Below are 15,593 nucleotides of genomic sequence, written 5' to 3' on the forward strand. Positions count from 1 at the left end.
AAACCTCCGCCCACGTTCCCTTTTCCATTCAGATCTGACCCCATGACCCAAGACGAACTCAAAGCCCTGGTGGGCCAAGCGGCCCTGAAATACGTTGTTCCCGGCGAGATCGTCGGTGTGGGCACCGGCTCTACGGTCAACAAATTCATCGACGCGCTGGCCACGATGAAGGACCAGATCAAAGGGGCGGTTTCCAGTTCCGAAGCGTCGACCGTGCGATTGAAGGCCTTGGGCATTCCGGTGTTCGACAGCAACGAGGTCGAGAGCCTGTCGGTCTACATCGACGGCGCGGACGAGATCGACCACCAGGGGCACATGGTCAAGGGCGGCGGTGCCGCGCTCACCCGCGAAAAAATCGTGGCAGCCCAAAGCAAGCAGTTTGTCTGCATCGCTGACGAGAGCAAGCTGGTGGACGCCCTGGGCGCCTTTCCCTTGCCCGTGGAAGTCATCCCTATGGCCACGGCCCGTGTGATGCGCCAATTCGCGGCCATGGGCGGGCGTGCGGTGGTACGCATGAAAGACGGGCAAGCGCTGGTGACCGACAACGGCCAACACATCGTCGACGTCAAAGGCCTGAAGATCACCGACCCCGTGGCCTTCGAGACCGAAGTCAGCCAGTGGCCCGGCGTGGTGACGGTGGGCGTTTTTGCATGGCAAAAAGCGCAGGTGTGTTTGCTGGGGACGTCTCAAGGTGTAAAGACCTTGAATTTTTGAAGGGTTGCAGCCCCGACATGGTCCTTGAAAGACCCTCTCAGGCCAGCTGCCGTCGCAGCTCGGTCTTGAGCACCTTGCCGTAGTTGTTCTTGGGAAGAGCGTCCAACAAGACATAGCGTTTGGGTCGCTTGAAGCGGGCGATTTCTTGCAGGCACAGCGCGTCCAGCGCGGCGGTGTCAAGGTTGTGCCCCGCTTGTGGCACCACAAAAGCCACCACCACCTCGCCCCATTCAGGGTCCGGTGCACCGACCACCGCCACTTCGGCCACACCGGGGGCATGCAGCAGCACTTCTTCGATCTCGCGGGGGTAGATGTTGGAGCCGCCGCTGATGATCATGTCTTTGCTGCGGTCTTTCAAGGTCAAAAAGCCGTCGGCGTCCAGGCAACCCATGTCGCCGGTGAAGAGCCAGCCGTTTTGAATGGCTTGGGCCGTGGCCTCGGGGTTGCGCCAGTAGCCGGCCATCACGCTGTCGCCCTGGATCAGCACTTCGCCCACCTCGCCCAGGGGCAAGTCTCGGCCTTGCGCATCGGTCACTCGGATGTTCACTGGGGTTTGCGCCACGCCTATGGACGCCAGCCGTTGCAAGTGGCGTGGATGCGCCGTGTCTTGCAGGTGGTGCCGCGACAAGGCTGTACCCACCATGGGGCTTTCGCCTTGGCCGTAAATTTGCACAAAGCGCGGCCCCATGATGCGCAGAGCCCGTTGGATGTCGGCCGCGTACATGGGCGCGCCCCCATAGGCCACGGTCTTGAAGGATTGGCCGCAAGCATGCTCTGACAGCCCTTGGGCCTGGGCATGGTCGACCAGTCTTTTGACGATGGTGGGCGCGGCAAACATGGTCAGCGGCCCGACTTGCTGGCCCAAGTTAAAGAGCTCGGCAGGATCAAAACCGCCCGACGGCGGCACCATGTGCCGAGCGCCGGCCATCAGGTGCGGAATGGCGTAAATGCCTGCGCCGTGCGACATGGGCGCGGCGTAGGCGATGGTGTCGTGCGCATCAATCGTATCCACATCGCAGAAATAACCCAGCCCCATGGTCATCAGGTTGCGGTGCGTGATCATCACGCCTTTGGGGCGGCCGGTGGTGCCGCTGGTGTAGAACAACCAGGCCAAGTCATCGGCTCCGCGGTCGGTGATGGGGGTGTCTTGCTGGCTTGCAGGCAGTTGCCACAAGTCATTGGCTTCGTCGCTGTCCACGTCGATCACGTGCTCCAAGCCGGTGAGGTTTTCACCAGCCTCGCTGGTGATGTCGGCCGTCACAAAGGCCCAGCGGGCCTGGGCGTTGTCGATGATCCATTGCGCTTCGCGCACATGCAGTTTGGCGTTGATGGGCACCACCGCCAAACCGGCCCACCAGGCGCCAAAGACGATTTCGAGGTAACGCACATGGTTGCGCATGAACAGGGCCACGCGGTCACCCGGCTGAAAGCCTGCCGTTCGAAACTGCACCGCCAGGTGGGCGCAGCGCTCAGCCCACTGGCCGTAGGTGGCCACCACTTCGGTGCCATGCAAGATGGCAGGCCGCAGGGCGTCCATGCGGGCTTGGCGTTGCAGCAAATGGGCGAGGTTCAATTCAGGGCTCCGGCAATAAGACCTTGATTGTGATGGTGGCAGGCGGCTCGGGTCTGTCCCGTGGACGTCTAGCTGCGGCGCAGCAGCAATCGCACATCCGACCCGATCTGCGCTACGGAGTGGAAGGCCAATTTCACGGCACCGTTCAAGTCCGTCAGGGCCGGCAAATTGGCCATGCCTTGCCCCGGTCCCAGCAGTTGAGGGGCCAAATACACCAACCATTCGTCCACCAAGCCTTCGCGGATCAAAGAGCCGTTGAGCTTGTGACCGGCTTCGACATGCAACTCGTTGATTTCCCGCTGGGCCAAGTCGCGCAGCATGGCGGCCAAATCGACCTTGCCGCCAGGGCCGGGCATGTCGATCACGGTGGCGCCTTGTTGTTGCAAGGCCGCACGTTTTGCTTCAAGACCTTTGGCGGCGTTGTAAATCCAGATCTGCCGAGCTTGATCGCCTGTCCTGAGCGTGTCGAACAGACGCGCGTCCAAGGGGGTTTCCAGGCGGCTGTCCACAATCACCAAATGCGGCTGGCGAGGGGTGTTGTGGCCCCGAACGTCCAGACGCGGGTTGTCCTCCAGCACCGTGCCAATGCCGGTGAGCACCGCGCAGGCACGCGCCCGCCAAGCATGGCCGTCGGTGCGTGCGGCTTCGCTGGTGATCCACTGGCTTTGGCCGTTTTGCAGCGAGGTCTGGCCGTCCAGTGAGGCGGCGATTTTCATGCGCACCCAGGGCAGTCCACGTTCCATGCGGCTGAAAAATCCGACGTTCAGCTCGCGGGCTTGTTGGGCTTCGTCACTGCGCGAATCCAGCGTTTCGGTTTGCACGCCAGCTGCAGCCAATCGCGCCATGCCTTGACCGGCCACTTGGGGGTTGGGGTCGGTGATCGCCGCGACCACGCGCCCGATGCCCGCAGCGGCCAGCGCTTCGCAACAGGGCCCCGTGCGGCCTTGGTGTGCACAAGGCTCCAGCGTGACCCAGGCGGTAGCGCCTTGCACGCTGTGGCCGCGCGCAGCGGCATCACGCAAGGCCATCACCTCGGCATGCGGCCCGCCTGCGCGTTGGGTGTGGCCTTCGCCCAGCACGGTGCCGTCGGGCGCGGTGATGACGCAGCCCACACGGGGGTTGGGCGAGGTCAGCCACAAAGCTTGCTGCGCCAATGCCAGTGCACGATGCATGGGGGGCTGGGTTACAGGGTCGAAGATCAGATCGGTAGAAGTCACGGTGAATAAGCAACAGTTCAGGGCAAGGATACGCCAACCCAAGTCGGGACTTGAGCATAACTGCTGTGCCAATCCATGGCCACTTCAGAAGTGCCTGATGTTGTCTTGGCTGCCCATGTGGATGGCCAAGACACAGTGACTTTCACATCGAAGAGGTCGCCGCTGCCGCGTGGCGTGGTGCTGATCTGACGGGTGAAGCGCGTCGACGCTGTGTTCACAACCGTTGGCAAAGTGCATGCCCCTCGGTTGACCGTTGCGCAGTCCATGGCCTCTTGAGCGAGCATTTGGGCCACTGCGCGTTGGCGGCTGTCTTGAGATGCTTGAAACGCCGTCAGTGCCAGCTGGATGGCGCCCAGCATGCCGATGCCCAGGACGGCTGAGGCCATCAAGGCCTCGATCAAAGCCATGCCTGCTTCCGATCGGGTGTGATGGCTCATTCAGACCAACTTCCATTGATGCGTTGAACCCTGGAGGTGTCGATGCCATCGGGCCAGTTCAGGATGTAGGCATCGCGCCCGTAATGACGTGCCCAAACAATGCCCGATTGCCACTCGGGGATGCCACCTTCCACCACCAGTTGACCTTCAATCCAGCCACCTTTCCAGCCGCGCATTTTTTCATCGTCGCACCCCGCATCCAGGATCACGCTGCCGTGGATGTGTGCATTGGCGCTGATGCGAGGACAGCGCACCGCGCAGGCCTGACTCGAAAAGATCAAGACCGCTGGCACTTCGGCCGAGCCGACACTCCAGGTCCAATCGGCGGGGCTGTCGATCCAGTAAACCGTGCGCTGCGGGGTGCTCCAAGCTGACAGGCCGTTGGCTTCTTGGGCGGCAGACCATGCTTGCAGTTGTTGCGCGCTGATGTCGCCCAATACGCTGCGCCAAGCCGCTTTGTTGCAGGGCGTGCGAGAGCTTGCAGAGTTAGGGCCGCTTCGGCTGCCGCCGCCCGGCAAACTCTGGCTGCTCAAGGCCATGCAGGCGGTTTTTTCTGAGGTGGAGATGCTGCCGTTGCGGTTGGTATCCACCACGTAATGGCTTTGGATGGCAGATGCAACGGCATTGTCGACGCAAATTTTCCCCTTGCTGGAGGTCAATGGACACACTTGGATATTGGCACCAGTTGCCTCACTCAGACAGCCATTGATGATCAGTCCTGCATTGGGGGCATTGTCAGGTGCTGGCGAGATGACAGGGATGAACAAACTTTCGCGGACCGAGGCTTGGCTTTTGCTTGAGATGGACGAAGTTCGTGCTCTGATTTGGACAACATGCGGCGACATGATCAGATCACGCACCAAGGTGACTGTGTTCAGATGGTCTGGCATTTCAGGGTGTGACGGCGTTTGCAACCCCACACATTGCCAATGAGGTGTCCTGCTGTCCGCGGGGCAGTTGGCAGGACTTGCGAAGACTTGCAACCATTGCGGCGAGCGCATCGCGATGTCCGATTGCGCCCAAGCCAAGGCAGATTGCGCGGCCATCTGCGAGCGCTGTGCCTCCAAATGGTTGTGGCCTGCCAACTTGTCCATCAAAACGCTGCGGCTGCTGTAAAGAGTGGCCAATGCGGCCAGAAAGACCAAGCCAGTGGCCATCAACAAGGTGATAGCGCCTGAAGTTTGTGCACGCATCAAAGTAGGCTTCATGTGCAAAACTTTTCTTGGACCACAGCAGGCAGATCGTTTCGAAGTTCGATCGTCTGCTCCAAGCTGATTTTTTGAGATGCGTTTCCTGGCCAGTGTCCGGAGACCGAGAGGCGAACCGATCGGTGAAACCAGCCTTGGGTCAAGGTGCACAACAGTTCCCAATGCATGTCTGTGATGACGATGTTCTGGGGGCTGGTCATTGGTTGCCATTGACCACCGTCCTTGCATGATCGTTTGACCATGACGGCGTTGTCGGCCAATCGAAACCCCGTGCATTCATTGTCGTCTTTTTCCCCGTTGTGGTTCCTGTCGAAGGAGAAATCGATCCAGTCTTTCAAAATACTGAAGTCTTCGTAGCCATCGGAGTCTTTTGAGTCATCGCAAAAAGGATCGATGCAGCGGGTGGGCGAGCGGGTCTGCCAAGCTTTTGCGGAATATTGGGCGTGTCTCAGTTCACGCGCCATCCAGTCCATGGCCACCCTGAGATCTTGTTGCAGGTGGCTGGTTTGCAGATTGCGACGATGTCCTTGCATCAGCTGCGCCAGCATCAGGGTGCCCGCGGCCAAGACGGTAAGCCCGATGGCCAGGCCCACCAACAGGCCCATGAGCGTTTCACCGCTTTGCTGGGGGGATTTTTTCATCTTCATTGCCGCCAGCAACGGTCTGGATCACTGCTGGGATGGATCCCCGCGCTCAGGATGACTGTGCCACTGTCTTGCCATGTCAAACGCATGGGGCTGCAGGATTGATCATGGGCTTGACCACCTTGGGCGTGCGCCTCCAGGGTGTAGCTTTGGGCGCTCGATTGGCTGATGCGGATTTGGTAATGCCCTTGCGCAGAGAGGTTGTGGGCGCGTCCTAAGTCAGCCAATGACGGCGCATAAGTTTCATGCGTGCTGCGCCACTGGCTTTGTTCAAATTGCAGTTGCTGCAGTGCCACCTGCGCATCACTGCGTCTGGTTTGTCGTTGCTGTTGTTGGTAAGTCGGCACTGCCACTGCCGCCAAGACACTCATGAGTGACAAGCTGATGAGCAACTCGCTCAGCGTCCAACCTCGGGCCAGTCGTGGCGTTGACGCGTCCATTCCTGCACGGCGCATGCGGGCCTCCTCCCTGAATCTTTTTTACGCATTGTGAATGGCCTGTCATCCCTTGTACAGGTCTTGGCAAGTAGTGGGCAGTGCATTAATCTTTCCTGCGGGAGGAACAATGTGTTTAAAAAGAAAAAATCGCCATTCGTTCGACACCGTGGCTTTAGCTTTTTGGAAGTGCTGGTGGTGCTCGCTGTTGTGGCTGTGTTGGTGTCATTGGCCGCGCCATCACTGGCCTCTTTGCGACAGCAGCATCGGTTGCAGTCCTTGGCTGAAAGCTTTTTCAACAGCATGTCTTTGGCGCGCTCTGAAGCTTTGCGAAGGCAACAAACCGTGACGCTGTGCCCCCGTGCTAGCGATGTCGAGTGCGACGCGTCGGACAACTGGCAGCAAGGTTGGCTCGTGTTTGTGGATGCCAATGGCAATGCCCGAAGAGAGCCTGATGAGCCCTTGCTGGAGGTCAAGCAAGCGTTGTGGAGCGCTGCACGCCTGAATGTCAGCAACACCGCTGAAGCCTATTTTTCTTATGGAGCTCTGGGGCGCAGCCAGACGGTCAATGGCGGATTCATGGCGGGCACGTGGCGCTTTTGTTTGCCGGCATCACCCAAGGGTTGGCAAGTGGTGGTCAATCCGCTGGGCAGGCCTCGTGTCGAGACTTATACGCCTCAAACGTGCTGAACGGATCAGCGAACTTCGTCCACCAGGGTCTTGAAGTCGTCGATGTCTTCAAAGCTGCGATACACGCTGGCAAAGCGCACATAGGCCACTTTGTCGAGCTTTTTCAATTCGCGCATGACCAACTCGCCTATGCGGTTGGAGGCGACTTCGCGGCTGGGCAGGGCCAGCAGTTTTTCTTCGATGCGTTCGATGGCCCCATCCACCTGTTCGGTGCTGACTGGGCGCTTGCGCAGGGCCAAGTTCAGGCTGGCGCGCAGTTTGTCGCGTTGGTATTCGATGCGCCGACCGTCTTTTTTGACGATGGCCGGGAAGGTGACTTCAGGTTTCTCGTAGGTCGTGAAGCGCTTTTCACAGGCGCCGCACTGGCGGCGACGCCGGATGAAGCCCCCGTCTTCGGCCAACCGTGTTTCAACCACTTGGGTTTCGAGGTGACCGCAGAAGGGGCATTTCATCGCTGTGTTTCCAGATTACTTGTAGACCGGGAAACGTGCGGTCAAGGCGTTGACCTTGGCGCGCACGGCGGCGATGTTGGCTTCGTCTTTGGGGTTGTCCAGCACGTCAGCGATCAGGTTGGCCGTGATGCGGGCTTCCTCATCCTTGAAGCCACGGGTGGTCATGGCGGGAGTTCCGATGCGCACGCCGCTGGTGACGAACGGCTTTTCGGGGTCGTTCGGGATCGCGTTTTTGTTGATCGTCATGTGGGCAGCGCCCAAAGCGGCTTCGGCTTCCTTGCCGGTGATGCCCTTGGCGCGCAGGTCCACCAGCATGACGTGGCTTTGGGTGCCGCCGCTCACAATGCGCAAACCGCGCTGGGTCAGGGTCTCGGCCACGATTTGGGCGTTCTTGATCACCTGGGCTTGGTAGGCCTTAAACTCAGGCGCCAGCGCTTCTTTGAAAGCCACGGCCTTGGCCGCAATGACGTGCATCAATGGGCCACCTTGCAGGCCAGGGAAGATGGCGCTGTTGATGGCTTTCTCGTGCTCGGCCTTCATCAAGATGATGCCGCCGCGTGGGCCGCGCAAGCTCTTGTGGGTTGTCGAGGTCACCACGTCCGCGTGGGGCACGGGATTGGGGTACACGCCAGCCGCAATCAAGCCTGCGTAGTGGGCCATGTCAACCATGAAGATCGCCCCGACTTCTTTGGCCACTTTGGCAAAGCGCGCCCAGTCGATGTGCAGGGAGTAGGCCGAAGCGCCTGCGACGATCAGCTTGGGCTTGTGTTCGCGGGCTTTGGCTTCCATCGCGTCGTAGTCGATGGCTTCATTTTTGTCGAGGCCGTAGCTCACGACGTTGAACCATTTGCCCGACATGTTCAGCGGCATGCCGTGGGTCAGGTGACCGCCTTCGGCCAGGCTCATGCCCATGATGGTGTCGCCGGGTTTGAGGAACGCCAGGAAGACGGCTTCGTTGGCCGATGCGCCGCAGTGCGGCTGCACGTTGGCGCAGTCGGCACCAAAGATCTGTTTGATGCGGTCTATGGCCAGTTGCTCGGCGATGTCGACGAATTCGCAGCCACCGTAGTAGCGCTTGCCAGGGTAGCCTTCGGCGTATTTGTTGGTGAGCTGCGAGCCTTGTGCGGCCATGACGGCGGGCGAAGCGTAGTTTTCGCTGGCGATCAGCTCGATGTGGTGTTCCTGACGCGCGTTTTCGGCCTGGATGGCGGCGAAAATTTCGGGGTCGGCTTGTTCAATCAGAATGTTGCGGTCGTACATGGCAGTCCTTCAAAAGAGATGGAACCTTGGCTCAAACAAAGGTGTTGTTGACAAGGGCTGCCCAGGCGAACGGCTGAAAACCCATGTCGGGGCCAGCGTGGCCGCCTTGGGGGCTGCGCGCTTCCCAGTGGTTTGGGGTGAGTCTTATGCAAGGGGTCACCACGGTCCACGTCAGAGTGGGCTGCCTCATCGAGGGTCAACACTCCTATCGCCAGTTGCGCACCCCTTGAGTGTAGCCGAGACCGGTTTGGTGACGGTCAGTTTTTGCCACTTTGCGGCATGCTCAGCACCGCCAGGACCGCATCGCGGTGACGGCATCAAAGCATTTTTTCCAGTAATTTCTGTTCGTTGAGCACGCGTTCAACGTAGAGGTTTTCATCGCTTTGACCCGAGGCTGCCGCATATTGCCGAAGGGCTTCTTCAATGGATTCGCTTTGGCGGATCAAATCTTGCAAGTGGCGGGCGCCCACTCGCAGGTTGGTCACAGGGTCAAACACGGCCAGTCTTCCGCCAAAAGGGGAGAAATCATGGCGTGGTGCGGCGGGATCGATTTGCATCAGCCCCATGGCGCCTTGGGTGCCCGCCGTGAAAGGATTGAACTTGGATTCGATCGCCATGATGGCCAGCAACAACGTGGGAGGGATCTGGCTGCGCTCACCCACGACCCAGGCCTCGGTGACCAAAGCGGCAATCGGCTCAGGCGACACCCTGTAACGGCGACTGAGCCAATACGTGATGGCCAGTTGGTTTTTCGGCAGGCCCTTGACCGAGGTGGCTGTCGATCGGTAAGCGGCGTCGTTGGTGGGCGGGTCCATTGAATCGGCTTGGCGCATTTCAAGCCAGCCCAGCACCAACTCATTGACGGTCAATTGCAAGCCGGGGCGGGCCACGAAGGTCAAAGTAACCGCCACCACCACCAGCCCCACCAGGGCCAGGCTGTGGCGGCTGATTTCGATGAACCCGTCGCGCACGTCTTTGACCAAGGTTCGAAGAACCAGCCAAAGGCGTGTAAGTGGGGCATTTGCAGTCATGGAAATGGCGACTGTGCAATGCACAGGCTTTGCCGCCTCACGGTGGGGTTGATGTCAGGGACAAAGCTGGACGCTTTGTCGTTCGGTTGTCTGCATGCTTTGAAAGAGGTGCAGAACAAATGCGTGATATTTGTGAGAATCGAAAGAATTCTAGGAATAATTCATAACCCGTCAAGAATATCATTTGAATTTGAATGCTTCGATTGGGTATAAACAAGGCTTGGCATGGCGGTCTTGCGCAGAGATTGCAGGCGATTGCGCTGCTTCGCAGGGCGCGAGTCAATTACCGGCGAAAATACCGGTTGAAAGGTGTGGCTCATTTCCTGAGTCAGACCGTGATGCCGTGTTTGGCATGTGCTGTATTTTTTAAAGCGTTTTGACCGTGACTTCTTCCAAGCCCCTTGACCTCGCATCCCTTGACCAACTGACCGGTGGGGCTTTTTCTGCCGCCACTTCGGGCGAGCGCGGTGCGCGTTTGCGTGAATGGCTGTTGACCGAACCCTCGGAAGCCCTCATGCACGATGTCTACCGCGAACTGTCTTCCCGCGACAAAGGAGTCGCCAAGATCCTCAAGGAAAAAATCGACGAAATCAAACGCGCCCATGGTCAAGAAGCCCTGGCCAGCGACTGGGCGCAAAAGGCTGAGCAAATGTTGCAAGCCTCTCGTCTGAACATTGCCGATGCCCTGGCTTGGCAGCGTGATGCGGCCAAGGCTGGCGCACCCCTGTCGCGTGAACCTTTGGCCAGCTTGAAGCTCCGTTTGGCCGAAGTGGTCAAAGGCGTGGAAGACCTTCAGCACCAAGTGATGGTGCAGCGCGAAGCGGCTGTCTTGCTGGCCCAGCGCATTGAAGTGTTGTCAACCAAGCCCTTGACCGAAGCGCAATCGGGCCAAACCGGCCTGCATGCCGATGTGGCCCAGTGGCAAGCCCAGGCCGATGCGCTCACGCACAACGCGGTATGGCCCAGCGTGGACCTGAAATATCCGGGTCAGCTCGAAACCGCTCGCAGCCAGCTGCAAGCCGTGTGGGATGGTTTCTCCGCAGCCCTGACCCTGGCAGCCGTTGCGCAAGCCGATGCCGCAGCCCCATTGCCTCCCGTGCCGGTGTGGGCCGATGAGATTCGCCGCCTGCGTGGCGAGACCGTAACCGCAGCCGCAGCCGCAGCCGCAGCACCTGCCGATGCCCCCAAGGCCGCCAAACCCAAGATCGACCCGGCCCAGCGTCAAGCCATGCGTGAGCAGGCCACAGCCGCTGTGACCGAAGTGCTCGAAGCCGTTGAAAAAGAAGTCACCGAAGGCCACGGCAAAGCCAGCGCTGGTGCAGCAGTGGCTTTGCGCGCTGTACTCAAGACCCATGGCAAAAATCTGGACACCGCACTCGACGCCCGCGTGCACGCCGCATTGACCGCGGCAGGCGAGCTCGAAGGCTGGCAGCGCTGGCGCGCTGACCAGATCCGTTTGGAACTGGTCAGCAAGGCCGAAGCCTTGTTGGGTGAGGATAAGACACCCGCCATGGGTGGTCGCAAGATGCAGGAAAACCTGCGCCAACTGCGCGAAAGCTGGAAGCAGACCGACCAAGGCGGCTTGCCCAACCACGGCTTGTGGAAGCGTTTTGATGCTGCCTGCAACGAAGCCTACAAAGCCGTGCAGACCTGGCTGGATCAGATCAAGCAGGAATCGGCTGCTCACCGCGCCCAACGCGTCGCTTTGATGGAAGAAGTCAAAGCCTGGACCGTGGCCAATGCCGAGAGCAGCGATTGGCGTGCTCAGTTGCGAGCCTTGCACCAGTTTGGCGAGCGATGGCGCAATGCCGGTCACTTGAGCGAAAAGTCTTTCGCCGAGATGCAGTCGCAATGGAAAGCCACCATCAAAGCCGCCGCAGCCCGCGTGGATGGTGCCCAAAAAGCCAGCATCGAGCGCCGTCAGGCCTTGATCGCCGAAGCCAAAGACATGAGCGCTGCCCCCTTGCGTGTGGATGCGGTCAAAGCTTTGCAGCAACGCTGGCAAACCGAAGCCCAAGCGGTGCCTTTGGACCGCAAGACCGAGCAAAAATTGTGGGAAGTCTTCCGTGCGCCTTTGGACGAAGCCTTCCAGCGCAAAGGTGCCGAACGACAGCAAGCTGCGGGTGCACTGAGCGCCCGCGACCGCGCCGTGATCGAAGCCTCCAAGGCTTTGGATGCCGCCAACGCCAGCGGCGATGCGGCCAAGATCCGCGCCGCCATGGCGGCTTTGGACGCCGCATTGCGTGGCCAAGCCCAAGAGGCGGCCGACAAGGCCAACGCCCAAGAAGCCGCTCCGGCTGCCCAAGCTGCGGTCGAAACGGCTGAAGCGTTAGTGCCCGAAGCCAGCGCGCAAGCTTCTGCAGAAACTGATGCTTCCAGCGATGCACCAAGTGCGGATGCCGCAGATGCGGTAGAGGTTGTGGCCGAATCGGCTGAAGAACAAGCGGCGCCCGCACCCGTGGTCGCCCCCAAATCGGCCAAGCCCGTGGTGGCCGTGCGCGGCGATGACCGCCCCGGTCAGAAGAAAACCGAAGCCCCGGCAGGGCGTGATGGTCGCCGCGATGGCCGCCCTGGTGAGCGCAACGCTCGTCCAGGTGATCGCACAGGCGACCGTCCTGGTCGCACCGGCGATCGCGGCCCCCGCACGGGCGAGCGTGGTGACCGTTTCCCGCGTGGCGATTTCGCAGACCGTGGCGAACGCGCCCCCCGCTTGGGCGATACCGCTTTCCGCGCCCAGCGCGAGGCCATGGAACGCGCCGAGATGTCGCTGCGCAAGCTGGCCGCCCAAGCCCATGGCGAGACCTTGACCCGCCTGATGAGCGCGTGGCAAGACCGCCAAGCCGATGCACTGCCCAGCGCGCACGAGTTGGGCAAGGCCATCAATGCCGCGACCCGTCAGGCCTGGACACAAGCCGTCAGTGCCCAAGCCGCAGCACCGGCTGCGACCGCCTTGTTGCGTCTGGAGATGGCTGCCGAGGTCCCCACGCCCGCCGAGCACCTGAACGAGCGCCGCGCTTTGCAACTGCAGTTGCTGACCCAGCGCAACCAGCCAGGCCCCGCTGAAACTTGGGGTCAGGATGTGGCCCAGGTTTTGTCTGGTCCGCATGAGGCCAACACGGCACGTCGTTTGCAAAACGTTCTGAAGAACCTCTTGCGCCGTTGATGCCCATGCCGTAAGGCGTTTTGACAAGTCAAAAGGCCGCTCAGTGAGCGGCCTTTTGCATGGTGCGAGGTGGTTCAGCGCCAGTCGATGCGCTCTGAACTGCCATCCGCATGCAGCCGCAAAATCTGGGCGCGCATGGGCGCATGGTCCAATGACCAGTCGCTCAAGACCTGGCGCTTGAGGCCGTCACCCAGCAGGTGGTCGGCAGGGCGGTGCGTGTGGCCGTGGATCAGCCGATTGGCCTGGGCCTGCGACAGCCATTGCACACAAAGGGCGGTGTCGGCATCGGCGTAATCCATGCCGCTTTGTTTTTGCGATTCGCTTTGCGTGCGCATGGCGCGGGCCAAAGCCAGGCGCTCGTTCAGTGGCTTGGCCAAAAATTCAGATTGCCAAGCTGCCGAGCGCACTTGCTGGCGAAAACTTTGGTAGGCCGTGTCGCCCAGGCAAAGGGCGTCACCGTGGCTCAGCAAGATGCGTTGATCGCCCCAGCTCAGCAAGGTGGGGTCGTTCAGCGCGTGGACGCCGCAGGCCGCCAAAAAAGCAGGGCCCACGAGGAAATCCCGGTTACCCGGCATGAAGCCCACATGGTGGTTGGGGGCGGTCTGTTGCAAAACCGCGGCGCATTGCTGCCAAAAAGGATCATGGGCTACAGCGTCGTCGCCCACCCAGACTTCAAACAAATCACCCAGCATCAAGACGGCTTGGGCGGGCGTGGTGGCCATGTGGTGGCGCCAGGCCTCAAAGGTGGCCGTCTCGGACGCTTGCAGGTGCAGGTCCGAGATCAGGTCCACGGTTTGCCATGACGCGGGCGCTTTGAGCTGGCCGATGGCCGGCGTTGGGGGCAGCGCGTGCATGGCGGGCTGGCCTTACAGCGCGACAGCCTTTTCGATGATGACGTCTTCTTTGGGCACGTCGTCATGGAAGCCTTTGCGGCCGGTTTTGACACCTTTGATCTGGTCGACCACTTCGGTGCCCTTGACCACTTTGCCAAACACGGCGTAACCCCAGCCTTGCAGCGAAGGGGCGGTGTGGTTCAAAAAGCCGTTGTCGGCCACGTTGATGAAGAACTGTGCCGTGGCGGAGTGGGGCGCTTGGGTGCGGGCCATGGCCACGGTGTAGTTGTCGTTTTTCAAGCCGTTGTTGGCTTCGTTCTCGATGGCCGCGTCGGTCGGCTTTTGTTCCATGCCGGGCTCAAAGCCGCCGCCTTGGACCATGAAGCCGGGGATCACACGGTGAAAAATCGTGTTGTTGTAGTGGCCTTTGTTCACATAGGCCAAGAAGTTGGCGGTCGACTTGGGGGCTTTTTCGGCGTCCAGTTCGAGGGTGATCACGCCATGGCCGGCGATGTGCAGTTCAACTTGAGGATTGCTCATGGTCTTATTTCAACAAAGTGATGGATTGGATGACGATCGGTGTTTTGGGAACATCGCTCGGGAAGGGTCCGCCTGCGCCCGTGGGCGTGTTGCGGATTTTTTGGACCACGTCCATGCCGGACGTGACTTTGCCAAAAACGGTGTAGCCAAACAGCTGTGGGGCGTTGACCAGTTGTGAGCGGGCGACGTTTTCGTACACGCGGCCTTGGTATTCAAATTTGGCCACCGGATCGCCATCGGGAATCGGTGTGGGGTCCAGAAAAGCGTTGTCCACCACATTGATGAAAAACTGCGAAGACGCCGAGTGCGGATCGCCCGTGCGGGCCATGGCCAATGTGCCGGTGCTGTTGCGCAGGCCCGCTGCCAAGGATTTACGACCTTCGTGTTCGATGGGTGCGCGGGTGGGCTTTTGCTGGTACTTGGCGTCGTAGCCGCCGCCTTGGACCATGAAGCTGGCGATCACGCGGTGAAAAATGGTGCCGTCGTAGTGCTTGTCTTTGACGTATTGCAAAAAGTTGGCCACGGTGCGGGGGGCTTTGTCGGCGTAAAGCTCGGCCTCGATGTCACCTGCCGAGGTGCTGATACGTACTTTGCTCACGCTTTGGGTCTGGGCCTGAACGCTGGGGGGCAGTAAAGCGCTGGTCAAAACCGTTGTGGCCAGGGCGCATGCGGCAAAAAAGCGAGAGATGTTCATGGTTTCAAGCGGGCTCAGGGCGCGGATTTGAGCATTTGGTCAATGCCGGCGCGTTTGTTCTGGATATGGCGCATGTTCGGGGTGATTTGCAAGGCTTTGCCATAGGCTTGGCTGGCCAATGCGGCATACACATCGCCCATGTTTTCGAGGGCCATCGCGTAGTCAGGGCGGGCCTGCACGGCCGCTTGCAGAGAAGCCAAGGCTTCAGCGTGCCGGTTTTCCCGGGACAGCAAAACCGCCAGGTTGTTGTGCGGCTCGGGCAATTCCGGAAAAGATTGGGTCAGGCCCTGCAACGTTTCCATGGCCGCTTGGGTTTGGCCTTGCGCGTCCTGAATGCGGCTGAGCAGCAAACGCATCTGCGGATCGGTGGGGGCGGTTTTCAGTCGGGCCTCGGCCTGCTTTTGGGCTTTGTCCCATTGGCCGGTTTGAATGAGGCGGTTGACCTCGCTGTACAGGTCGGCCCAAGCTCCGGCACTGAACGCCATCAGGGCGCAAGACAAAGCCAAAGAAATGAGAGGACGCATGCAGCAATCAGGAGTGGGTCAGGGGGAGCTGAAAACAGCCGAGAGAGGCCTGGCAAGGCTATACTGACGGCCATTGTAGCGGAGGCCCTGTTTTTGGCCTTGCTTGTTCAAGCCGCTGTCCACGTGTACGACAGCCATCCATGTGTCCGATTTCCAGCATTGATTTGACCGCGCGCCGA

Annotated in this window: 17 protein-coding genes; 3 read left to right on the plus strand and 14 right to left on the minus strand. The window is 60.2% G+C overall.

The genetic code is table 11. The features are described from left to right. Positions 1 to 42: 42 nt before the first annotated feature. Complete coding sequence (gene rpiA, locus QLQ16_RS06050) at positions 43 to 714, plus strand: ribose-5-phosphate isomerase RpiA (protein WP_283223791.1); 672 nt, start codon at positions 43 to 45, stop codon at positions 712 to 714. Between the two features lie 37 nt (positions 715 to 751). Here the strand turns inward: rpiA and QLQ16_RS06055 are convergent, their stop codons facing one another. The 6 genes from QLQ16_RS06055 to QLQ16_RS06080 form a co-directional block, all read right to left on the minus strand. Continuing rightward, on the minus strand, positions 752 to 2,287 hold the full coding sequence (locus tag QLQ16_RS06055; protein WP_283223792.1) for a class I adenylate-forming enzyme family protein: 1,536 nt from the start codon (positions 2,285 to 2,287) through the stop codon (positions 752 to 754). A 68-nt stretch (positions 2,288 to 2,355) separates the two neighbouring features. After that, positions 2,356 to 3,459 carry a bifunctional diaminohydroxyphosphoribosylaminopyrimidine deaminase/5-amino-6-(5-phosphoribosylamino)uracil reductase RibD gene (gene ribD, locus QLQ16_RS06060; protein ID WP_283223793.1) on the minus strand — a complete coding sequence of 368 codons (1,104 nt, stop codon included), beginning with the start codon at positions 3,457 to 3,459 and terminating at the stop codon, positions 2,356 to 2,358. Positions 3,460 to 3,521: 62 nt separating this feature from the next. Further along, entirely contained in the window at positions 3,522 to 3,941 is a 420-nt protein-coding gene (locus tag QLQ16_RS06065) for a type IV pilus modification PilV family protein (RefSeq protein ID WP_283223794.1), read from the minus strand. Next, positions 3,938 to 5,149: a hypothetical protein gene (locus QLQ16_RS06070; protein ID WP_283223795.1), complete on the minus strand. Its 1,212-nt coding sequence runs from the start codon at positions 5,147 to 5,149 to the stop codon at positions 3,938 to 3,940. Before QLQ16_RS06070 ends, QLQ16_RS06065 begins: the two co-directional genes overlap by 4 nt. Continuing rightward, positions 5,146 to 5,742: a PilW family protein gene (locus QLQ16_RS06075; protein WP_283223796.1), complete on the minus strand. Its 597-nt coding sequence runs from the start codon at positions 5,740 to 5,742 to the stop codon at positions 5,146 to 5,148. The genes QLQ16_RS06070 and QLQ16_RS06075 overlap by 4 nt, the downstream gene beginning before the upstream one ends. A gap of 50 nt (positions 5,743 to 5,792) precedes the next feature. Beyond that, positions 5,793 to 6,248 (minus strand): type IV pilin protein, encoded by a 456-nt coding sequence (locus QLQ16_RS06080; RefSeq protein ID WP_283223797.1) that lies wholly within the window; start codon positions 6,246 to 6,248, stop codon positions 5,793 to 5,795. A 33-nt stretch (positions 6,249 to 6,281) separates the two neighbouring features. Here QLQ16_RS06080 and QLQ16_RS06085 point away from each other — a divergent pair, with 33 nt between their 5' ends. Next, positions 6,282 to 6,917 carry a GspH/FimT family pseudopilin gene (locus QLQ16_RS06085; protein ID WP_283223798.1) on the plus strand — a complete coding sequence of 212 codons (636 nt, stop codon included), beginning with the start codon at positions 6,282 to 6,284 and terminating at the stop codon, positions 6,915 to 6,917. Positions 6,918 to 6,922: 5 nt separating this feature from the next. On the opposite strand, the gene nrdR is transcribed toward QLQ16_RS06085, so the two are convergent. The 4 genes from nrdR to QLQ16_RS06105 form a co-directional block, all read right to left on the minus strand. Next, positions 6,923 to 7,369, minus strand: a complete 447-nt coding sequence (gene nrdR / locus QLQ16_RS06090; RefSeq protein ID WP_283223799.1) for a transcriptional regulator NrdR — start codon at positions 7,367 to 7,369, stop codon at positions 6,923 to 6,925. A 15-nt stretch (positions 7,370 to 7,384) separates the two neighbouring features. After that, positions 7,385 to 8,629, minus strand: coding sequence for a serine hydroxymethyltransferase (glyA, locus tag QLQ16_RS06095; RefSeq protein ID WP_108311288.1), 1,245 nt, complete (start codon positions 8,627 to 8,629; stop codon positions 7,385 to 7,387). Positions 8,630 to 8,946: 317 nt separating this feature from the next. Then, positions 8,947 to 9,660, minus strand: a complete 714-nt coding sequence (locus QLQ16_RS06100; protein WP_283223800.1) for a transglycosylase SLT domain-containing protein — start codon at positions 9,658 to 9,660, stop codon at positions 8,947 to 8,949. A gap of 161 nt (positions 9,661 to 9,821) precedes the next feature. Then, positions 9,822 to 9,980 carry a hypothetical protein gene (locus tag QLQ16_RS06105; protein WP_283223801.1) on the minus strand — a complete coding sequence of 53 codons (159 nt, stop codon included), beginning with the start codon at positions 9,978 to 9,980 and terminating at the stop codon, positions 9,822 to 9,824. Between the two features lie 56 nt (positions 9,981 to 10,036). Between QLQ16_RS06105 and QLQ16_RS06110 the strand changes: the two genes are divergently transcribed. Then, complete coding sequence (locus tag QLQ16_RS06110; protein WP_283223802.1) at positions 10,037 to 12,823, plus strand: DUF349 domain-containing protein; 2,787 nt, start codon at positions 10,037 to 10,039, stop codon at positions 12,821 to 12,823. Between the two features lie 74 nt (positions 12,824 to 12,897). Here the strand turns inward: QLQ16_RS06110 and QLQ16_RS06115 are convergent, their stop codons facing one another. From QLQ16_RS06115 to QLQ16_RS06130, 4 genes are read right to left on the minus strand one after another with little or no spacing between them, the layout of a single operon-like run. Beyond that, positions 12,898 to 13,677, minus strand: a complete 780-nt coding sequence (locus tag QLQ16_RS06115) for a UDP-2,3-diacylglucosamine diphosphatase (RefSeq protein WP_283223803.1) — start codon at positions 13,675 to 13,677, stop codon at positions 12,898 to 12,900. Positions 13,678 to 13,689: 12 nt separating this feature from the next. Continuing rightward, the gene (locus tag QLQ16_RS06120; RefSeq protein WP_283223804.1) at positions 13,690 to 14,196 is read right to left on the minus strand and encodes a peptidylprolyl isomerase; all 507 of its coding nucleotides are present in this window, start codon (positions 14,194 to 14,196) and stop codon (positions 13,690 to 13,692) included. A gap of 4 nt (positions 14,197 to 14,200) precedes the next feature. Then, a complete protein-coding gene (locus QLQ16_RS06125) occupies positions 14,201 to 14,890 on the minus strand; it encodes a peptidylprolyl isomerase (protein WP_283223805.1) in 690 nt (229 codons plus the stop codon). 14 nt (positions 14,891 to 14,904) lie between these two features. After that, complete coding sequence (locus tag QLQ16_RS06130; protein WP_283223806.1) at positions 14,905 to 15,414, minus strand: tetratricopeptide repeat protein; 510 nt, start codon at positions 15,412 to 15,414, stop codon at positions 14,905 to 14,907. Positions 15,415 to 15,593 lie beyond the last annotated feature (179 nt).

It is taken from the genome of Limnohabitans lacus (genome assembly GCF_030053395.1).
Classification (GTDB): domain Bacteria; phylum Pseudomonadota; class Gammaproteobacteria; order Burkholderiales; family Burkholderiaceae_C; genus Limnohabitans_A; species Limnohabitans_A lacus.

Bases quoted from the DNA above. Each gene is read 5' to 3' on its own strand.
- rpiA (WP_283223791.1), top strand. From the start codon at position 43: ATGACCCAAGACGAACTCAAAGCCCTGGTGGGCCAAGCGGCCCTGAAA.
- ribD (WP_283223793.1), bottom strand. From the start codon at position 3,459: ATGCATCGTGCACTGGCATTGGCGCAGCAAGCTTTGTGGCTGACCTCG.
- QLQ16_RS06065 (WP_283223794.1), bottom strand. From the start codon at position 3,941: ATGAGCCATCACACCCGATCGGAAGCAGGCATGGCTTTGATCGAGGCC.
- QLQ16_RS06070 (WP_283223795.1), bottom strand. From the start codon at position 5,149: ATGAAGCCTACTTTGATGCGTGCACAAACTTCAGGCGCTATCACCTTG.
- QLQ16_RS06080 (WP_283223797.1), bottom strand. From the start codon at position 6,248: ATGCGCCGTGCAGGAATGGACGCGTCAACGCCACGACTGGCCCGAGGT.
- nrdR (WP_283223799.1), bottom strand. From the start codon at position 7,369: ATGAAATGCCCCTTCTGCGGTCACCTCGAAACCCAAGTGGTTGAAACA.
- glyA (WP_108311288.1), bottom strand. From the start codon at position 8,629: ATGTACGACCGCAACATTCTGATTGAACAAGCCGACCCCGAAATTTTC.
- QLQ16_RS06100 (WP_283223800.1), bottom strand. From the start codon at position 9,660: ATGACTGCAAATGCCCCACTTACACGCCTTTGGCTGGTTCTTCGAACC.
- QLQ16_RS06105 (WP_283223801.1), bottom strand. From the start codon at position 9,980: ATGAGCCACACCTTTCAACCGGTATTTTCGCCGGTAATTGACTCGCGC.
- QLQ16_RS06115 (WP_283223803.1), bottom strand. From the start codon at position 13,677: ATGCACGCGCTGCCCCCAACGCCGGCCATCGGCCAGCTCAAAGCGCCC.
- QLQ16_RS06120 (WP_283223804.1), bottom strand. From the start codon at position 14,196: ATGAGCAATCCTCAAGTTGAACTGCACATCGCCGGCCATGGCGTGATC.
- QLQ16_RS06125 (WP_283223805.1), bottom strand. From the start codon at position 14,890: ATGAACATCTCTCGCTTTTTTGCCGCATGCGCCCTGGCCACAACGGTT.
- QLQ16_RS06130 (WP_283223806.1), bottom strand. From the start codon at position 15,414: ATGCGTCCTCTCATTTCTTTGGCTTTGTCTTGCGCCCTGATGGCGTTC.